Annotated in this window: 13 protein-coding genes; 5 read left to right on the top strand and 8 right to left on the bottom strand. The window is 67.2% G+C overall.

The genetic code is table 11. The features are described 5' to 3' along the window. Nucleotides 1–134: 134 nt before the first annotated feature. Nucleotides 135–1,724 carry an SEC-C metal-binding domain-containing protein gene (locus AC1VNM_RS09425; protein ID WP_483106721.1) on the bottom strand — a complete coding sequence of 530 codons (1,590 nt, stop codon included), beginning with the start codon at nt 1,722–1,724 and terminating at the stop codon, nt 135–137. A 1,110-nt stretch (nt 1,725–2,834) separates the two neighbouring features. Here AC1VNM_RS09425 and AC1VNM_RS09420 point away from each other — a divergent pair. Both AC1VNM_RS09420 and AC1VNM_RS09415 read left to right on the top strand, forming a co-directional pair. Continuing rightward, entirely contained in the window at nt 2,835–3,884 is a 1,050-nt protein-coding gene (locus AC1VNM_RS09420; protein WP_483106720.1) for a PEP-CTERM sorting domain-containing protein, read from the top strand. A 153-nt stretch (nt 3,885–4,037) separates the two neighbouring features. Continuing rightward, nucleotides 4,038–4,709 carry a hypothetical protein gene (locus AC1VNM_RS09415; RefSeq protein ID WP_483106719.1) on the top strand — a complete coding sequence of 224 codons (672 nt, stop codon included), beginning with the start codon at nt 4,038–4,040 and terminating at the stop codon, nt 4,707–4,709. A 33-nt stretch (nt 4,710–4,742) separates the two neighbouring features. Here AC1VNM_RS09415 and AC1VNM_RS09410 read toward each other — a convergent pair whose 3' ends face one another. Continuing rightward, the gene (locus AC1VNM_RS09410; protein ID WP_483106718.1) at nt 4,743–5,906 is read right to left on the bottom strand and encodes an SLC13 family permease; all 1,164 of its coding nucleotides are present in this window, start codon (nt 5,904–5,906) and stop codon (nt 4,743–4,745) included. Nucleotides 5,907–6,110: 204 nt separating this feature from the next. Beyond that, nucleotides 6,111–6,884, bottom strand: a complete 774-nt coding sequence (locus AC1VNM_RS09405) for a substrate-binding periplasmic protein (RefSeq protein ID WP_483106717.1) — start codon at nt 6,882–6,884, stop codon at nt 6,111–6,113. A gap of 206 nt (nt 6,885–7,090) precedes the next feature. Here AC1VNM_RS09405 and AC1VNM_RS09400 point away from each other — a divergent pair, with 206 nt between their 5' ends. Both AC1VNM_RS09400 and AC1VNM_RS09395 read left to right on the top strand, forming a co-directional pair. After that, on the top strand, nt 7,091–7,891 hold the full coding sequence (locus AC1VNM_RS09400; protein ID WP_483106716.1) for a DUF4198 domain-containing protein: 801 nt from the start codon (nt 7,091–7,093) through the stop codon (nt 7,889–7,891). Continuing rightward, nucleotides 7,888–8,385, top strand: coding sequence for an EF-hand domain-containing protein (locus AC1VNM_RS09395; protein WP_483106715.1), 498 nt, complete (start codon nt 7,888–7,890; stop codon nt 8,383–8,385). Before AC1VNM_RS09400 ends, AC1VNM_RS09395 begins: the two co-directional genes overlap by 4 nt. 29 nt (nt 8,386–8,414) lie before the next feature. Here the strand turns inward: AC1VNM_RS09395 and AC1VNM_RS09390 are convergent, their stop codons facing one another. The 4 genes from AC1VNM_RS09390 to AC1VNM_RS09375 all read right to left on the bottom strand — a co-directional run bounded on the left by AC1VNM_RS09390 (nt 8,415) and on the right by AC1VNM_RS09375 (nt 12,426). After that, nucleotides 8,415–9,440 (bottom strand): nucleotidyl transferase AbiEii/AbiGii toxin family protein, encoded by a 1,026-nt coding sequence (locus tag AC1VNM_RS09390; RefSeq protein ID WP_483106714.1) that lies wholly within the window; start codon nt 9,438–9,440, stop codon nt 8,415–8,417. Continuing rightward, nucleotides 9,433–10,029, bottom strand: a complete 597-nt coding sequence (locus AC1VNM_RS09385; protein ID WP_483106713.1) for a DUF6088 family protein — start codon at nt 10,027–10,029, stop codon at nt 9,433–9,435. The genes AC1VNM_RS09390 and AC1VNM_RS09385 overlap by 8 nt, the downstream gene beginning before the upstream one ends. A gap of 136 nt (nt 10,030–10,165) precedes the next feature. Then, entirely contained in the window at nt 10,166–10,996 is an 831-nt protein-coding gene (gene eutC, locus AC1VNM_RS09380) for an ethanolamine ammonia-lyase subunit EutC (RefSeq protein WP_483106712.1), read from the bottom strand. A gap of 8 nt (nt 10,997–11,004) precedes the next feature. Further along, nucleotides 11,005–12,426 (bottom strand): ethanolamine ammonia-lyase subunit EutB, encoded by a 1,422-nt coding sequence (locus AC1VNM_RS09375; protein ID WP_483106711.1) that lies wholly within the window; start codon nt 12,424–12,426, stop codon nt 11,005–11,007. A 262-nt stretch (nt 12,427–12,688) separates the two neighbouring features. On the opposite strand from AC1VNM_RS09375, the gene AC1VNM_RS09370 reads away from it, so the two are divergent. Continuing rightward, a complete protein-coding gene (locus tag AC1VNM_RS09370) occupies nt 12,689–14,950 on the top strand; it encodes a M6 family metalloprotease domain-containing protein (RefSeq protein WP_483106710.1) in 2,262 nt (753 codons plus the stop codon). Here the strand turns inward: AC1VNM_RS09370 and AC1VNM_RS09365 are convergent. Next, a complete protein-coding gene (locus AC1VNM_RS09365; RefSeq protein ID WP_483106709.1) occupies nt 14,919–16,085 on the bottom strand; it encodes a pirin family protein in 1,167 nt (388 codons plus the stop codon). The genes AC1VNM_RS09370 and AC1VNM_RS09365 overlap by 32 nt on opposite strands. Nucleotides 16,086–16,351 lie beyond the last annotated feature (266 nt).

Raw genomic sequence — 16,351 nt, 5'->3', positions numbered from 1 at the left:
TGGCATTACCCCTGTCGGTCCTTAACGCTACTCGGACATACCGAACTGTGCTCCGCCAGGGATCGCGACGATCAATCAGATCCCAGCGAAACTTGACTGCCTGAAGAACACTCGGTGGCTGGTGAGCCGTAGCGTCAGCCAAGGCAGCACTTCTTGTACTTCTTGCCGCTGCCGCAGGGACAGGGGGCATTGCGGCCGACCTTGACTCGCGCCTTGGCGGCTTCGCGGAGCAAGGCCCTCAAGTTGCCCGGCTTGCCCATGTTCTTCGTCAGCGCGTCCATGGCGTCGTCTTGCTCCCATGGGAAGTCCAGATTGAGCCCGAAGCGCAGCGCCTGATCGCTTGGCCGCACACAGACCCCAAACCAGGTCTGGGCATGCTCGGTGTACTTCCTGGCATGGCAGTGCCTTTGTAGCGTCGGTCCGGCAACTTCTATCGGGTCGTCGTTGCAGTGAATCGTGAGGCCGGTGCCACCACTGCCCAGCCCCACGGTGACATCGTGATTCTTGCCATCAGCGATGCCCTGCTTGGCAAGCTGATCGATGCCCGCGCTGACCTCAAGCACGGTGTCCTCGCCGAGCGTCAGCAGCGTGAAGCCAAGGTCGATAGTTGCGGGATCAGGCCGGGCTTCAATTGCCTTGACCATGCGCCCCAGGGCCGTCGCGCTGAACCGCGTCAAGATGCCTTCAGGGGTGCCCTTGCCTGGGATGCCCTCACGCCGAACCAACATCGCCAGATCGAGGTCGGCGGAGATGTCGTCCTCCAGCATGACCATGTCATGCTCGTCGTCTACCCAAAGATTCTGCTTGAGGTGGTAGGACAGGATCGTCAGCTCATGCGACGCCATCAGTTTGTCGGTGTACCCGGTCCGGCGATCCACATAGCTCAAGAAATGCAGCGGGGAGCCGAGCATTTCGGTCATCGCGTCGAGCGCGAAAACGTCCATGACGAAAGGCGGCGAGATCGTGTCGGTCGCCGCGAACTTCAGGAACTGTCGGGCCTGGAAGCTCAAGGCCGGGTAGTGATCTGAGATCAGGCAGATCACGTAGATTCGCTTGAGGCCTGTCGGTAGCGTCACGGCATTGCCGGCGGCGTCTTTGAATGTGCACTTGCCTTCCTCGATCAGCTTCGCGCAGCGATAGGCTTGATCGCTGGAATCCTGAATGCTCTTCTTGAAGTCGTCTTTGATCTGGAGGTCATTACCGCGCCGGGCCTCAAGCGTCAGGCGTTTGGATTTGGCCTGCAGGACCAGGGCACGATTGCCGAACAGCACCAGCACGTCGATTTCAGCGAGTTTGGTGTCCTTTGACTCATAGATGTCGATGTTGGCAAGCACGTTCTCCGAGCCGAAGACCTGCCGCAGGCGTTCGACCGCAAACTGCTCGGTGAAGACGCCGCGGTTCTGCATGGCGGTGCTGACATAGGCCTTGTCAGCACCCATCCAGTAGAACGGCGCTTCATACAGCGCTTCCACGAGGCTGTAGATGTGGAAGAGCAGGAAGTTGCCATCCGGCATGCGGATGAGTGGACTGGCGTTGGCAACATTGAAATCGTGCAGCGCCTTGAACTGCTCGTTGTGAGCGCCCGGCGGGACGGCAAATGCCGATAGGACTTTATCGACGATTGTCGGATCGATGTGCCCGAAGTCGGCGACCTCTTGCACCGAGAACGCATCCCCGGGCAGGAAGGTCCATGTCTCTTGGGGCGTTCCGTGCATGGCGCGCATGATTCGGATCGCCTTTTCATCCTGCAGTCGCGACACGGCAAGGACGACGTTGCGGGCATCCTGTACTGAGAAGCCCTTGTTGGCGTGGAGCCAAGGGTCATCATTCGCGTACTTGGCAGGGGAGAAATCACGGTACTGAAAACTGTAGGCGGACTCCCCGCCATAAAGATCGGTTCGCGCAGCGCGGCGCCGTTGGTGAAGGGATTGAAACCTGGTTCGGCGATCTTGGCAGGATCAATGTCCTGCCAAAACGACGCCGTCATCGTGTGATGGATCTCCTCCAGCAGAGCTTCCGTGGCTTCGATGTACTTTTCAAGGACCGGGGGTGCCGGGAGCGTGTAGTCAATCGGGTTCTTGAGCATCAGCCCGATGAGGGTCGATGTCTCGGTACGGATCAGCCGGCTCTTCGAGAAGAGGTGCTGCATATCCTCGGCCTTCATCTCGCCCGAGTACCGGATCATGTTGTCGCGGGAGCAGAGATAGGCGATGGCATGCGCGTAGCCGGGCGAGGCGCAGAGGCCGGCCAACTCGTCAAAGATTTCTTGCTCAGCTCGCATCGTCTTCGCCACCCATGGCCCCGTGAAACATTGCAATCATGTCGCAGCTTCCACCGACCGCCCGATCATGGGCTGCCCAGCTCGTTTCCCACACTGGCAAGTGTCGTCTATGCACGGCGTAGGCGGACTGCGCTGCTCGCCTATCTGCGACTTCGAATAGCAGCTTCGGGTCGCCGATTTCAGGGCTGTGGAAGTCGCCTGTGGGTCGATCGCCGATGCTCATCGGCGCTCAGCGAAAGACCGAACCCAGCCTACACCGCGCCTTGGACACGGTTGGCGCCTGTGTCCGCAGTGCCGCACTGCTTGTGTAGCAGCAACCGAATCGGGTGTTCAGAAGCCCCCGGAATTCGCAGCAAAGAGTGCTTCGACACCGCATCGGTTTCATACCGGACGCGGGCATTCTTCGGTTCGTGACGTCACCATGCGATGGATCCGGCCGAGTTGGAGACGCACCCAAAGCACCCATCGAGTCCTGCATCCCTGGGACGCCGTCACCCCTGGCGACACGGCGGTGCTAGCCTGCGCAAGCCCTCAGGACGTCAGGAGTGCTGCCATGCGCATCGCGACACGTGTCTTTCGAGCCTTCACGCTTCGCAGGTCCTTGGTCACCGTGCCGGGCCTGCTGGCGATGATCCTGGTCGCCACCGGGTCCGCAGCGACGGCCGCCACCTACAGTGGGGAGGCGCGCAGCGAAGCCCGGACGCTGAATCTCATCGCCCCGGTCGACGCCCGATCGGTGGTGGACAACGTGCCCACCGGCACTTTGACCTCTGCGGAGATCGCGGAATATCGGCCGAATTTCAATGGCGCGGAGAGCAGCAGCAGTGCCGGCGGCGGTGCGCTCGCGGGGCTGGTGTTCCTGTCCGCCAACGCCACGACGCGCACCATCGGGCATGACGACTCGGCGTCCATCGCCTCATCGAGCGCGTCGGCCCGGTTGACCGACAGTTTCATCATCCATTGCGGCGGCTGCGCGGACGGCACGGTCGGCACGATGCTGTTCCAGGTGGTGACTGCGGCCAAGCTCTCTTCGACCTCCTTTGCCGGCGGCATCATCGGCACACCGCCTTTCGGCCTCGCGCGCAGCGAGATGACATGGAACACCTCGCTGCAGGTGAACAGCACCGGACTCGACGCGGTGACCGGTGCCTGGCCGACGACCGTCACGGCCGGGTCGGGGATCTCCCGCGTGACCGACAGTACCGGGCTCGACGACCTCAGCGTGACCGGCCTGCACGGCGCGAGGCATACCTTCGCGTTGACCTTTGCCTTCGGGCGGCCGATCGAGCTCGATTTCGCCGCCGCGATGCAAGCCAATGGATCCGCCATCCCGACGGGGCTCGAGTCGCAATACGCCTATGGCAACTGGGGGATGGGGGAGGCGTTCACCGCGTGGGGCGGCATCCTGTCGGTGCGGGACTCGTCCGGGCAACTGGTGAGCGGGTTCTCGGCGCTGACCTCGCAGGGGATCAGCTACGCACAGTCTTTCTCCGACGTGGTCCCCGAGCCCGCCACCTGGGCGCTGATGGGGCTGGGCGCCCTGGTGTTGCCGCTGCTGGCGCGCCGGGCAAGACGCATTGACTCGATTCCACCGGTTGAATGAATGCGGGCTCCCCAGGATCCCGCATGAGGGATCCAGCCCTGGATGAGTTGCTGCGGTCCATTGGGGAGGGAGGAGAGCAAAGCCGCAATCTTCTGCTTCGCCGCGCGGTCGGACTTCGCGGATACTGCCCGCGCAGCCGTTGCATGCTCCTTCATGATCCTTCGCCGCATCCGCTTCGCCGCTCTTTCTGTCCTCCTGGTCGTGGTCGTCCTGGCCGCGGGCGCCGCGCTGGTCTACATGTCGCAGCGCATGGCCGCTGATGGGAGCTTCAGGACCCGATCGACGCTGATCACGGCAACGGATCGTCCGGTGTACTTCTGGACGATGGTCGCGATCCCCTGGCTCGCGGGCGTCGTCTTTCTCGCAAGCGCTCCACTGGTGGCATGGCGCGCATGGAAGTCCACCCCGGAAGAGCAGGACGAGTTGGAGCGCCAGAATCCGCGCATCTATGGTCAGACTCGCCGCTCGTTGACCATTGCCTTCTGGGTCCTGGTCGCAATGATCTGCACGATCCCCGCGTGGGCGGTGACCTGGCCACTGTCCGATGCTCAGCGTCCGTCTGCGCCCCTCGATCTGCGGCTACCTCCGCATGCGGCGCGCGATGCGGCTCCGGCCGCGCAGCTTCCGGCGGCAAAGCCTGTCGCAGGCACCGGCCAGTCCATGCGCGTGCAGCCGATCAGGACCCTCTTCGAATGGGGCGTCGAAGGAAGCCGCGAGGCGCTCATCGCTTGTCAGCGGGGCGCCTATCCAGGCGCGGCGGTCGCGGCGTACCAGACCTGGACGCCGAAGAGCAACGCCCAGCCGGATCACTGCGACAGGTTCTGAAGCCTCCTCGTCGGCTGAACCGGCGGCCACCGCTCAGAGCGTCAGCCACCCCACCAGCACCGCGCACACCACCAGGAAGGGGAGGCTGATGCGATGGAATTCCGCCAGCCCGCCCGGCACGCGCGCCAGGCGCAGGGCGATGAGGTTGGCCATCGATCCCAGCACGAAGCCGAAGCCCCCGACGTTCACGCCGATGGCCAGCACGGCCGGTTGCGGCAGGTGGTCCGCCAGCAGCAAGGTGGCCGGCACATTGCTGATCACCTGCGAGCTCACGATCGCCGCCAGATAGGCCGGCAGCGGCTGGTCCAGCGGCAGCCGCGCCAGCAGGCCGGCCACCTGGGGCAGGGCGACGAGCTGGTGCAGGTCCACGAACATCAGGGCGAAGGTGGCGAGCAGGGCCCAGTCCAGCCGCTTCAGCACCTCCCGGTACCAGAGCGCGTAGACCGCCACCACCACCGCCAGCGCGGGCACCCACTGGTGCAACTCCAGCGACAGCACGAAGCCCACGAACAGCACGACGGACAGCGTCAGCAGCCGGGGCTGCGTGGCCGTCTTGTGTCGCGCCGGCGCGATCGTGATCGGCGTGCCCGGCATCGTGAGGAGGATGGTCGCCGTCAGCAGGACCAGCATCACGCCCACCGACGGTCCCATCATCGCGATGAAGCCGCCGAAGGACTCGCCGGAGCGATGCCAGAGGTAGAGGTTCTGCGGGTTGCCGATCGGCGTCAGCGACGAGCCGGCGTTCACCGCCAGCGCCTCCAGCGCGACCAGTCGCGCCAGGGGCAGCTTGGCCTGCGCGGCCAGCTCGCGGGTCAGCGGCACCAGCAGGAACAGGCTCACGTCGTTGGTGACCAGCGCGGCAAGCACTGCGGCGACCGCGCACATCACCAGCGCCAATTGCCGCGCCGTGCCGGTGCGGGCCAGCAGCGCGCGGGCGGCTCCCTGCAGCACACCGCTGCGTTCGACGCCTTGCGTGATGGCCAGGAGGCCGGTCAACGCCCCCAGGGTCTGCCAGTCGATCAGGCGCAACCAGTCGCCCGGCGAGATCGGCCGCAGCAAGGCGAAGGCGACGGCCACCAGGGCCAGGAAACCCAGCAGACGGTTGCCGCCGGGGCCGGCATCGTGATCGCCGGGCGGGAGGTCCGGTGCAGGGTCCGACGGATCGGGGCTGGGGCGTGAGGAGAGGGGGGCGCTCATGAAACGATGGGGGGCGAGGGCTCGACGCCCGGGGGAGTGGCAGGATGACGCGCAGTACCGGTTTCCGGCATGCGTGTCGCGAAGAGGGGCAGCGCGGCGCAAGCGATCAATGCCAGCAGGCTGAAGGCCCACGCCGGTGCCCGTGACGGCCAGCGCCAGACGGAGGCCAGTACGGCCTGGAGTGAACGGCGCGCCCGGCGGCGACTAGCCGTCGCCCAGGTTGACCAGGCGTTGAATCTCCTTGCGGCGCGCGCCGATGGCCGAGTCGATCCGGGGCAGCCACGCCGCGAGCGGACTGTCCTTGGCCGCCGCGAAATGCACGTCTTGCGCCGACAGCGGCTGTCGTCCGACCTGCAGCGTCTGCAGATTCCCACCCGCCGCGCGCAGCCGGGCATGGACGCTGTCGGCGGAGCCATGAAAACTGGTCACGAGCAGCACGTCGCAGTGTCCGGCCTCGAGCGTGCGAAGCCGACGCGACAGGTCACCCGCCACCGGTCGCACGTCCAGACCATCCGCGGCGGGATTGGCCAGCGCGTTGCCGTAGGTCGCCATGCGGGACATGCAGACCACCCGACCGCGCAGGTCGTCGACATGGCGGACATCGAGCTGGCGGTCCCGCCGGCTGACGGTCCAGATCGCGCCGCGGAAGAGGGGCACCGAGAAGCTCAGCCGCTCGCTGCGCTCTTCGGTCGGGCTGACGCCGAAACCGATGGTCTCGCCCCGTTCGACCAGCCGGAGCAGGCGGGAGAAGGGCACGGCGCTCCGCTCCCAGCGCAGCTTGGCGGCCTGTTCGACGACCGTCAGGATCGGGGTCAGGAAGGTGGCATCGACGGCCTCGGACAGGGCCAGCGGGACGACCGGGGGCACGCGCCCGGACTGCGCGACGGCCGGCGTCGCGGCGACGAGCGCGGCGCCAAGGAAGCTCCGGCGCTTCAGGGGCTGGCCTGCCGTCAAGGCCAGGTCGGCGAGGTGTTGCATGCGTTGATTCCTCTGTCCCTTGAACGGGTCTGAGGAACATTGTCGGGCAGTCATGCGACAGCAGGATGCTTCCTCCGCCTCGGTCCGGACGCAACACCTGGCACCAGGCCCCGACGGACACCTGTTCCGCGATTGATGACAATGATTCTCAATTGAGATCAATTCTCATCTATAGTGCCGACCGACTCAACCCGGCACGAATCGCGATGTCCCTCTTCACGCTCGACAAGATCGGCCCCTGGCTGACCCCGCTGCTGCTCTGCGCGGGCGCCCAGGCCCATTCGCCCTATCTCAAGCCCAATACCTTCAGCGCCGAGGAGCAGCGCAAGCAGGTGACCGTGGAAGCCTCGTTCGCCGAAGGCGACCTGCGGCCCGACGTGGCGATGAAGTCCGACGCCTTCCACGTGATCGGGCCCGACGGCAGGAAGCTGGCGCTGACGCCAGCGGCCGCGCTGAAGGAGGCGACCTATCTTGAGGTGCCGCTGGGCGCCGGCAACGGCACCTATCTCGTGTCGTCCGGGGTGCGCAAGGGCCGGCTGGCCAAGGGCGTGCTGCGCGACGGCAAGGTGCATTTCGCCGAACGCGCGGAAGACACGCAACCGGGCGACAAGCCGATCGAGGTGCAGAGCATCACCCGCGCCGACGTCTACGTCAGCCGCGGCCGTCCGAGCGCGGCGGATTTCGACACCGACGGCGTCGGCATCTATCCGGTGACCCAGCCCTATGACCTCTATGCCGGAGACCCCGTCACCGTGCGCGTGCGCGACAGCCGCCAGCCCCTGGCCGGCGAGACCGTGACCGTCATCGCCGACGGCCAGAACTACGTCAGCCACAAGCAGGCGGAGCAGGACTTCACCACCAATGCCGCCGGCGAAGTGAGCTTCAAGCCGAAGACGGCGGGTCTCTACCTGCTCCAGGTGCGCGTGCGTCGCGCCTCGCCGGACAACCCCGCGCTGTGGATCAGCACCACGGCCACCCTGACCATCGAAGTGCAGCCCCAGCCATGAAGACCTCCCTCCCACGTCACCTGTTCGTCGCCCTGCTGGGACTGGTCGCGCTGCCTGCGCTGGCCGCGTCGCATTCCTCGACCACCTTCATCGCCGAGCAGGACCTCAACGGCGACGGCAAGGTGCTGCTGGCCGAATTCAAGCTGGGCCGCGAGGTCGAGTTCGTGCGCATCGACTTCAACGCCGACGGCCAATTGAGCGAGGCCGAATACCTCGGTGAATTCGAGGGTCGGCTGATGCAGCGCGTCGGCAAGATCGCCGACCCGGAGAAGCGCCGCGAGGAACTGCAGCGCCAGATGCGTCAGGCCAAGGTCCGTTTCGGCGTGCTCGACACCGACAAGAACGGCAGCATCAGCCTGGAGGAGTTCCAGGCCGCCGGCCTGCGCATGTTCACCCTGCACGATCGCAACAAGGACGGCGCGGTGGACGAGGCGGACGTGAAGATCGCCGAGGACGAGAAGAAGGCGGGCAAGGAGAGCTTCGTTTCGCCTTGAGTTGAATGAGGCGTTCGACCTCAGCCGGCTCAAGATTTGGCAGCTGCGTTGGCCCGCGCGGTGACTTCCGCGCAGGCTTGCATGAGGTCTTCGAAGGGGAGGGCGCTCCCCACCATGACTTGATCTTCGAGCATGCTCGAATAGTCCGCGGCAAGAGCATCTCGTGCGGTGCCTTCGGGCACGAGATGCAAGGCGCCTCCGACGGCGGCGAAGTAGTCGACCGTATTGCCGGCGGCATCCTTCTCGCTGAAGAAGCTCGATTTGTGCTCAGCTACTGCGCGCGCGACGCTGCGGTCTTTGATGGCCGCTTCGAAGTGTGAGCTCCGCATGATGGCTGCGAGGTCGTGCCAATGCCGCGCATAGCGCTCGCCGCGGATGCGGCCTTGGGCGCAATACACGTGAGTGGCGGTCGCCTTCTCCCAGAATGTCCGAGCGACGCTCATCACCACGGGGGACGCGGTCGGAAACGTGATGCCATCGACTTGGCCTTCGATATCGCAAGTCACCGGCATTGCCGCGTGTGGCTCGCCGGTCGCGCGACCTCCGAATTCCAATGTGACGAGCGGGGCAACATATCCGGTGCCTTGCTTGATCGCCGGGTAGTGGAGCAGCAGCTTGTCGCTTTCCGTCCCCGCGAGTTCCAGCCTTGCACCCAGATTGGCCCGGTCGAGCGCTTCCTGGATCACTGGCTGAACCGTTTCGGCGATCCAACCCGGCAGGCGGCCGCGAACGGCTTTGGTCCACTTGCTCGCCTGGCTGCGGCTGGTCGGCAAGAACTCCTCACCGCCCGTCAGGTCAGCGATCAGCTTGCGGATGTCATAGGTCAGATCGAGGTCTTCCGAAAACCTGTCGATGATCCTGTACGCCTTGGAGAGCGACGTTCCACCCTTGAATGTCAGGTCTGCGCCGACCGACGAACCGAACAACGTGCCAAGCGTCCAGACGACCCAAATGTCTTTTTCCAGCAGATGGGCCGGGCGGCCGGTGCGCTCTCGGCCCACCTCGAGGACTTCGATCTGGTCCGCGTCGCTGAGGGAAAAGTAGGTTTCAGCCACGAATCGTTTCTTCGCCAATCGCGCGAGCCATCCAAGAGGGGAGGCTGGCACGCCCCGACGTCAACGCCTGCCATTCGGTGGACGGTAGTGTCCGCCGCAAGGTGACCAGCGAGTCGCGCACATGCGACGGCCCCATCCAGGCGAGAGCCCGGACCGCCGCACCGGCCTGGCCGGCTCCCAGCGCCAGCATCCAGCGGGGCGCATGCTTGACCGTCACTTCGTGTCGACCCAGCGTGAGCTTGCGGCTGCGCCCCGAGGTCAGGTAGACCTCGCGAACCGGCACTTGCTGTGTCAGGCCCAATGCGTTGGCCGCGTTGGCGCCGTGCGGTGTGACCATTTCACCGCTTTGGGCGGCCAGCGACTGCATGACCTTTTCAGGGGCGGGTGCGCGCGTCCCGAACCGACTCGACACCGGTGTCACGTAGATGCCGCGAGCCACTCGTAGCAACTTGCCTTCCTTGGTGAGCCGCGAGAACGCCTGATCAATCGCTGCTCGGCTGCCGAGATGCAGAAATTCCTTGGGCGACACCACGCCACCCTCCGGCAGGGACTGGGCGTGCGACAGGATGGATCGGGGAAGCGCGCTCATGATTGGATTGAACCTCAATAGTCAGAATTTTATCAACGTTTCTGACATTTTGCTTGAGTGACTCTATTGATGAGGGTCGGCGCGAACGCTGAGAACGATGAAAGGTTCCTCGACCCCTCGGCTGAACAGAGGCGAATCAGGTCTCGTCGAGCCTGAACGGCTTGCCGGTGTCCACCACCGGCGTAGCAGGCGAGCTCTCGTCCTTGAGCGCAATACCTGTCACCTCACGCGCTCGCGCCTCGTTGAGCAACCACGCGAGGCGCGCCGCCGCCGCCTCGGGCGCCAGACCTTCCGGCCTCACGTTCGAGATGCAATTGCGCTCCGCGTCCACGCGGCCGGGCCGAGGCGCCCAGGTGACGTACACGCCCATGCTGTCGGGCGAACTCAGGCCCGGGCGCTCGCCGATCAGCACGACGGCGAGCTTCGCCCCCAGCGCGTGACCGATCGGATCGCCGATCGCGACGCGCGCCTGGCGGACGACGGCCACGGGCGCCCAGCGCCAGTCGCTCGCCAGCAGCGGCCTGAGCGCCGAGATGAACGCGAGGGCATGACGCTCGATCGCCAACGCGGACAGGCCGTCCGCCACGATCAGCGCCAGGTCTGGCGGACCTTCCACCTCACACCCGGCCAGCAGCGCGGTCGACCTGTCGTCGAGCCGACGACCGAGATCCGGCCGCTGCAGGTACATGGCCCGATCGGTGGCGGCGCTGTGAAGATCGAGTGTCGCGAGCCCCGCCGCGCTCAACGAGGCGGCGAGCGCCTCGTGATCCAGCTCGCGATGCACCGCGTCCCGCGCCTGCGCATGGGCGAGCTGGAACGCCAGGTGCGCCGCCGTGGGCTGACTGACGCCCGCGCGGCCCAGGCCGATGCGCGCCGGCGTGTGCCGGCGCAGCGTGCTCCAGGGGTTGGAAATGAGGGTGTCGCTCACGGTGTCGCTCGCGGGATCGCTCATGGTGTCGTCGCTCATGGCTGTCCTCACGACGACGGCAGCAAGGCCGCGAAGGCCGGGGACATGCCGTCCACCAGATGACCCGGCGCGCCGGGGCGGGCGATGCGCATGCGCTCGAGCCAGCGCTCGAACTCCGGCGCGGGGCGCAGTCCCAGCACCCGCCGCGCATACAGCGCGTCATGGAAGGAGGTGGTCTGGTAGTTGAGCATCACGTCGTCCGAGCCCGGGATGCCCATGATGAAGTTGCAGCCCGCCACGCCCAGCAGCGTCAGCAGCACGTCCATGTCGTTCTGGTCGGCCGCGGCATGGTTGGTGTAGCAGATGTCGCAGCCCATCGGCAGGCCGAGCAGCTTGGCGCAGAAGTGGTCCTCCAGTCCCGCGCGGATGATCTGCTTGCCGTCGTACAGGTACTCGGGCCCGATGAAGCCGACCACCGTGTTCACGAGCAGCGGCTCGAAGTGCCGCGCCACCGCATAGGCCCTGGCCTCGACGGTCTGCTGGTCGCAGCCGTGGTGTGCGCCGGCGGACAGCGCGCTGCCCTGGCCGGTCTCGAAGTACATGACATGCCGGCCGCGTTGTCCGTCGTCGAAGACGGCGCCCCGCGCCAGCGACAGCGCCGCCGCGCGGGCCTCGCCCAGCAGCTTCAGGTCGATGCCGAAGCTGCGGTTGGTCGCCTCCGTGCCGCCGATGGACTGGAATACCAGGTCGACCGGCGCGCCGCGCTCGATGCACTGCAGCGTGTTGGTCACGTGGGTGAGCACGCAGCTCTGGGTGGGAATCTCGAAGCGCTCGATGACCTCCGCGAGCAGGCCCAGCAGGTGCGAGACCTGGGTCACGTTGTCGGTCGCGGGATTGATGCCGATGACCGCGTCGCCGCTGCCGTACATCAGCCCGTCCAGCACGCTGGCGGCGATGCCGCTGGCATCGTCGGTCGGATGGTTGGGCTGCAGCCGCGTGGACAGCCGGCCCGGCTGGCCCAGCGTGTTGCGGAAACGCGTGACGACCTTGCACTTCCTCGCCACCAGGATCAGGTCCTGGTTCCGCATGATCTTGCTCACCGCGGCCACGATCTCGGGCGTGAGCCCCGGAGCCAGGCGCGTCAGCGCGGCGGTGTCGGCCGCGTCCGAGAGCAGCCACTCGCGCAGCCCGCCGACCGTCAGGTGGCCGACCTGCAGGAAGGCCGCGGCGTCGTGCGTGTCGACGATGAGGCGGGTGACCTCGTCGTCCTCGTAGGGGACCAGCGCCTCGTTGAGGAAGGTCTTCAGCGGCAGATCGGCCAGGGCCATCTGCGCGGCGACGCGCTCCTGCTCGGAGCCGGCGCCGACGCCCGCGAGCCGGTCGCCCGAGCGCTCCGGCGTGGCCTTGGCCATCAGCTCGCGCAGGCTGTCGAAACGGTAGCTGACGGCACCGACACTCTCGCCGTAGGCCGAGGCCCTGGAAACGTTCATCGCTGGCTCCTTGCGCGCCAGCTTAACCGCCGCCCGGGACGCCCGTCCGCCTCCCCGCCCGGAACGCCACGGCGGTGCCCGGACTCATCAACACGGATGATGCGACGGCTCGATGCATTGCCTACGCTGATTCTTTCGGTGCAGCCCGCAGGCCGCGGTGATCGCCGGGGGATCGATCCCTGATCGCTCCCCTCCCGATCTCCGCCTGATCTCCCTCGGATCGCTGCCTCATCCCCCTGCGCGCACCGAGGGAGTCATCGCCATGTCCGTCCGATTCCAGGATCGTCCCTTCACGCTGACCCAGCCCGACGGCAGCACGCTGGCCGTGCGCGGCAGCGGCAACCAGTTCCGCGCCACCTTCGAGACCCTCGACGGCCGGCCGGTGGTGCTGAACCCGCAGACCGGCTGGTACGGGCCGGTCGCGACACCGCCGCCGGGACTGGCGGCGGCGCTGGCCGCTGCTCCGGGCGGGACCGGCAGCGCCGGACTCGTGCAGGTGTCGCCATTGCAGCGTGAAGCCGCCGGCAGTCCGCTGGCCCGCCGCTGCGATCAGCGCCGCGCGGAACGCCAGCAGGAGCTGCGCTCGCTGCGCAATCTGGGCTCGTCGGGCGGGCCGCTGCTGGCCCCGCCGCAGCGCCAGACGGTGGGCGACTTCGTCGGCCTGTGCCTGCTGATCGACTTCGTCGACGAGCCGGCGACCATCCCCCGCGACGAGGTCGATCGCTTCTGCAACCAGGTCGGCTACAACGGCTTCGGCAACCAGGGCTCGGTGCGCGATTTCTTCCTCGACAACTCCGCGGGGCGCTGCAAGTACAGCAACGTGGTGGCGCCGTACTACCGCGCCAAGCATCCGCGCACCTACTACACCGACGAGTCGATCCAGATGCCGATCCGGGCCTGGGAACTGATCGGCGAGGCGCTGGCGCACCACAAGGCCACGGGCTTCGACTTCACCCCGCTCACCGCCGATGCGCAGGGCTTCGTCTACGCGATGAACGTGTTCTATGCCGGCGAGGTGCGCAACAACTGGTCCCGCGGGCTGTGGCCGCATGCGCACCGGTTGCAGGCGACGGTGCCGCTGGCGCCGGGCAAGGGCGCGCTGGACTACCAGTTCACCGCCATGACCAGCGAACTGACGCTGGGCACCTTCTGCCACGAGAACGGCCACATGCTGTGCGACTACCCCGATCTCTACGACGACGAGGAGGACGCGCAGTCCAGCGGCGTGGGCATGTACTGCCTGATGTGCGCCGGCAACTTCGACGAGAAGAATCCCATCGCCATCAGCGCCTACCTCAAGCGCCTGTCGGGCTGGGCGAACCAGGTGATCCCGCTGGAACACGACCGGATCGTCGAGCTCAAGGCCGGCAGCAACGACATGGCCATCCACAGCCGCGGCGGGCGCGAGTACTTCCTCGTCGAGAACCGCCAGCGCAGCGGGCGCGACGGCTCGCTGCGCGACAGCGGCCTCGCCATCTGGCACGTGGACGAGACCGGCGACAACAGCCGGGAACAGATGACACCCGCCAGCCATTACGAGCTGTCGCTCGAACAGGCCGACGGGCTCTTCCAGCTCGAACGCGGGCGCAACCAGATGGGCGATGCCGGCGACCTGTACAAGGGACCCGCCGCGCGTTTCGCCGACGACACCACGCCCTCCAGCCGCTGGTGGAACGGCACGGCCTCCAACCTGACCATCGACCAGATCTCCGCCTCCGGGGCGACGATGAGCTTCCGCAGCCGCTTCGGCGCCGGCACGCCGCCGGCCGCGGTGCGGCACGTCGCGCAGCCCGACCTTGCCATTCCCGACAACGACGCCGCCGGCATCCGCAGCACGATCCAGGTGCCGGAGGACGTGACGCTGGCGTCCATCAAGATCGGGCTGACCATCGCCCACCCCTATGTGGGCGACCTTCGCGCCTCGCTCGCGACGCCCTGGGGCGCCGTGGTCGAGTTGCATCCGAAGGGGCAGGGCGGCAACGCGAAGAACCTCGACCTGACCTACGACGAGTCCACGCTGCCTGCGTTGGCCACGCTGCGGGGACGCAGCAGCCGCGGCGCCTGGACGCTGACCGTGCAGGACCTCGCGCCGCAGGATCGCGGCCGTCTGCAGCGCTGGGGGCTGGATCTCGCCGCCGCGGCCGCGCTGCCCGACGTCGTGGTGCTGAAGGAATCCCCCGGGACCGCGATCCCGGACGGCAAGGCCGCCGGCATCGAGCGCACGCTGAGCAATCCCCGAGCCTTCGTGCTCGCGAGCGTGGAGGTGTCCGTGGAGATCTCGCACAGCTGGGTCGGCGACCTGGAAGTCAGCCTCGTGTCGCCGGCCGGCACCCAGGTGCCGCTGCATGCGCGCGCCGGCGGGTCCTCGCACGATCTCGCCGTGACCTACACGTCGGCGACCACGCCGGCGCTGGCGGCCCTCGCCGGGCAGCCCGCGGCCGGTGCCTGGAAGCTGCGTGTGGCCGACCGCGAGGCGCAGGACGTCGGCAAGCTCAACGGCTGGCGTCTGACCTTGAAGGCCTGAGGGGGAGCGTGTCGGCCCGCGCCTGCGCGGGCGGCCGCTCCGTGCGGCCGTCCGCGTGCCGGGCGAAGCGGTCGTCGCCGTCCCCGCCTTCTTCCTTGCCGTCCCCGTGGACCGGCGCGGCGTCGGGCCAGGGCCAGCCGCCGAACTCGGTGCGCCGGTAGTCCTCGAAGGCCTGGCGCAGCTCCTGCTCGGTGTTCATGACGAAGGGACCGTACTGCGCCACCGGCTCCCCGATGGGGCGGCCTTGCAGCATCAGCAGCTCGCCCGGTTCATCGCCGTTGGTCAGCACGACCCTGGCGCCCGCGCGCACTTCGATGCCGGAACCGACGGGCACGACCTGACCCTCGATGGTGATCCGGCTGCCGGCGAAGAAGTACAGCTTGCGCCGCGTGCCATCGCCCAGCGCCGCGGGCAGTGTCCATGTCGCACCGGCTTCCAGGCGCAGCGTCCACATCGCCAGGTCCGAATGCAGGCGAGAGCCCCACGAGTCCGGCGGCGGCGCGAGCGGCCTGGCCGCGCCGGCATGGCCGTCGCCATCGACGGCGGCCGGCAGGCCGCCCGCGATCACCACGACCTCGGTCGCGCGTCCCGCTTCGTCGACGAAGGTGTGCCGCGGGATGTCCTGCGACCAGAACATCGTGAAGTGCGGCTCGACCATCTTGCTGTCCGCCGGCAGGTTGAGCCAGATCTGGAACAGCTCCAGCGGGTTGGGCCGGTCGGTGTGCAGCAGTGGGAACATCTCCGCGTGGACGATGCCCTTGCCGGCGGTCAACCACTGCACGTCCCCGCCGCCGAAGCGCGCGCCGGCCCCCAGCGAGTCGGCATGGTCGATGCGGCCCTTGCGGACGATGGTCACCGTCTCGAAGCCGCGGTGCGGGTGCGCCGGGAAGCCGGGCACCTGCTGCCCGTGGTACATGCTCCAGCCGTCCTGGCGTGAGAAGTCCGAGCCCATCTTCCGGCCCGCCAGCAGCGACGCGTCCGGTCCGTAGCGGCCGTTGCCGCGCGGATAGGCGTCGTCGTGGTGGACGCAGAACAGGAACGGATCGATCGTCTCCCAGGGCATCCCGAGCGGCTGGATGGAGACGATGGCGGAGGAGGGCGCGTCGGTGGCGGTGATGGCGGTCGTTGCTGTCATGGCTGTTACGGCGTTCTGGCGTTGGCGTTGGCGTTCTGGCGCTTTGGCGCTTTGGCGCTTTGGCGCTTTGGCGCTTTGGCGCTTTGGCGCTTAGGCGATTACCCGGATATCCCTCCACCCTAACCCGAACCGGCCGTCCGCGCTCGAGGCGAGGCATTCCTGACGATCTGCCGGGGCAGGCGGGCCTCGTCAGTCGTCGCCCTACACGAGCTTCATCCAGTCCCGGATGGTGCGTCCCAGGGGGCCCGCGTACAACGTCCACCATG

It is taken from the genome of Mitsuaria sp. MSU3D, assembly GCF_056867975.1.
The sequence above is the reverse complement of the archived record's forward strand: the minus strand, read 5'-3'. Positions and strand labels throughout refer to the sequence as shown.

Excerpts from the sequence above, each read along its gene's own strand:
- AC1VNM_RS09405 (WP_483106717.1), bottom strand. The coding sequence starts at position 6,884 with ATGCAACACCTCGCCGACCTGGCCTTGACGGCAGGCCAGCCCCTGAAG.
- AC1VNM_RS09370 (WP_483106710.1), top strand. The coding sequence starts at position 12,689 with ATGTCCGTCCGATTCCAGGATCGTCCCTTCACGCTGACCCAGCCCGAC.
- AC1VNM_RS09395 (WP_483106715.1), top strand. The coding sequence starts at position 7,888 with ATGAAGACCTCCCTCCCACGTCACCTGTTCGTCGCCCTGCTGGGACTG.
- AC1VNM_RS09425 (WP_483106721.1), bottom strand. The coding sequence starts at position 1,724 with ATGCGCGCCATGCACGGAACGCCCCAAGAGACATGGACCTTCCTGCCC.
- AC1VNM_RS09400 (WP_483106716.1), top strand. The coding sequence starts at position 7,091 with ATGTCCCTCTTCACGCTCGACAAGATCGGCCCCTGGCTGACCCCGCTG.
- AC1VNM_RS09375 (WP_483106711.1), bottom strand. The coding sequence starts at position 12,426 with ATGAACGTTTCCAGGGCCTCGGCCTACGGCGAGAGTGTCGGTGCCGTC.
- AC1VNM_RS09420 (WP_483106720.1), top strand. The coding sequence starts at position 2,835 with ATGCGCATCGCGACACGTGTCTTTCGAGCCTTCACGCTTCGCAGGTCC.
- AC1VNM_RS09415 (WP_483106719.1), top strand. The coding sequence starts at position 4,038 with ATGATCCTTCGCCGCATCCGCTTCGCCGCTCTTTCTGTCCTCCTGGTC.
- AC1VNM_RS09385 (WP_483106713.1), bottom strand. The coding sequence starts at position 10,029 with ATGAGCGCGCTTCCCCGATCCATCCTGTCGCACGCCCAGTCCCTGCCG.
- eutC (WP_483106712.1), bottom strand. The coding sequence starts at position 10,996 with ATGAGCGACGACACCATGAGCGATCCCGCGAGCGACACCGTGAGCGAC.
- AC1VNM_RS09410 (WP_483106718.1), bottom strand. The coding sequence starts at position 5,906 with ATGAGCGCCCCCCTCTCCTCACGCCCCAGCCCCGATCCGTCGGACCCT.
- AC1VNM_RS09365 (WP_483106709.1), bottom strand. The coding sequence starts at position 16,085 with ATGACAGCAACGACCGCCATCACCGCCACCGACGCGCCCTCCTCCGCC.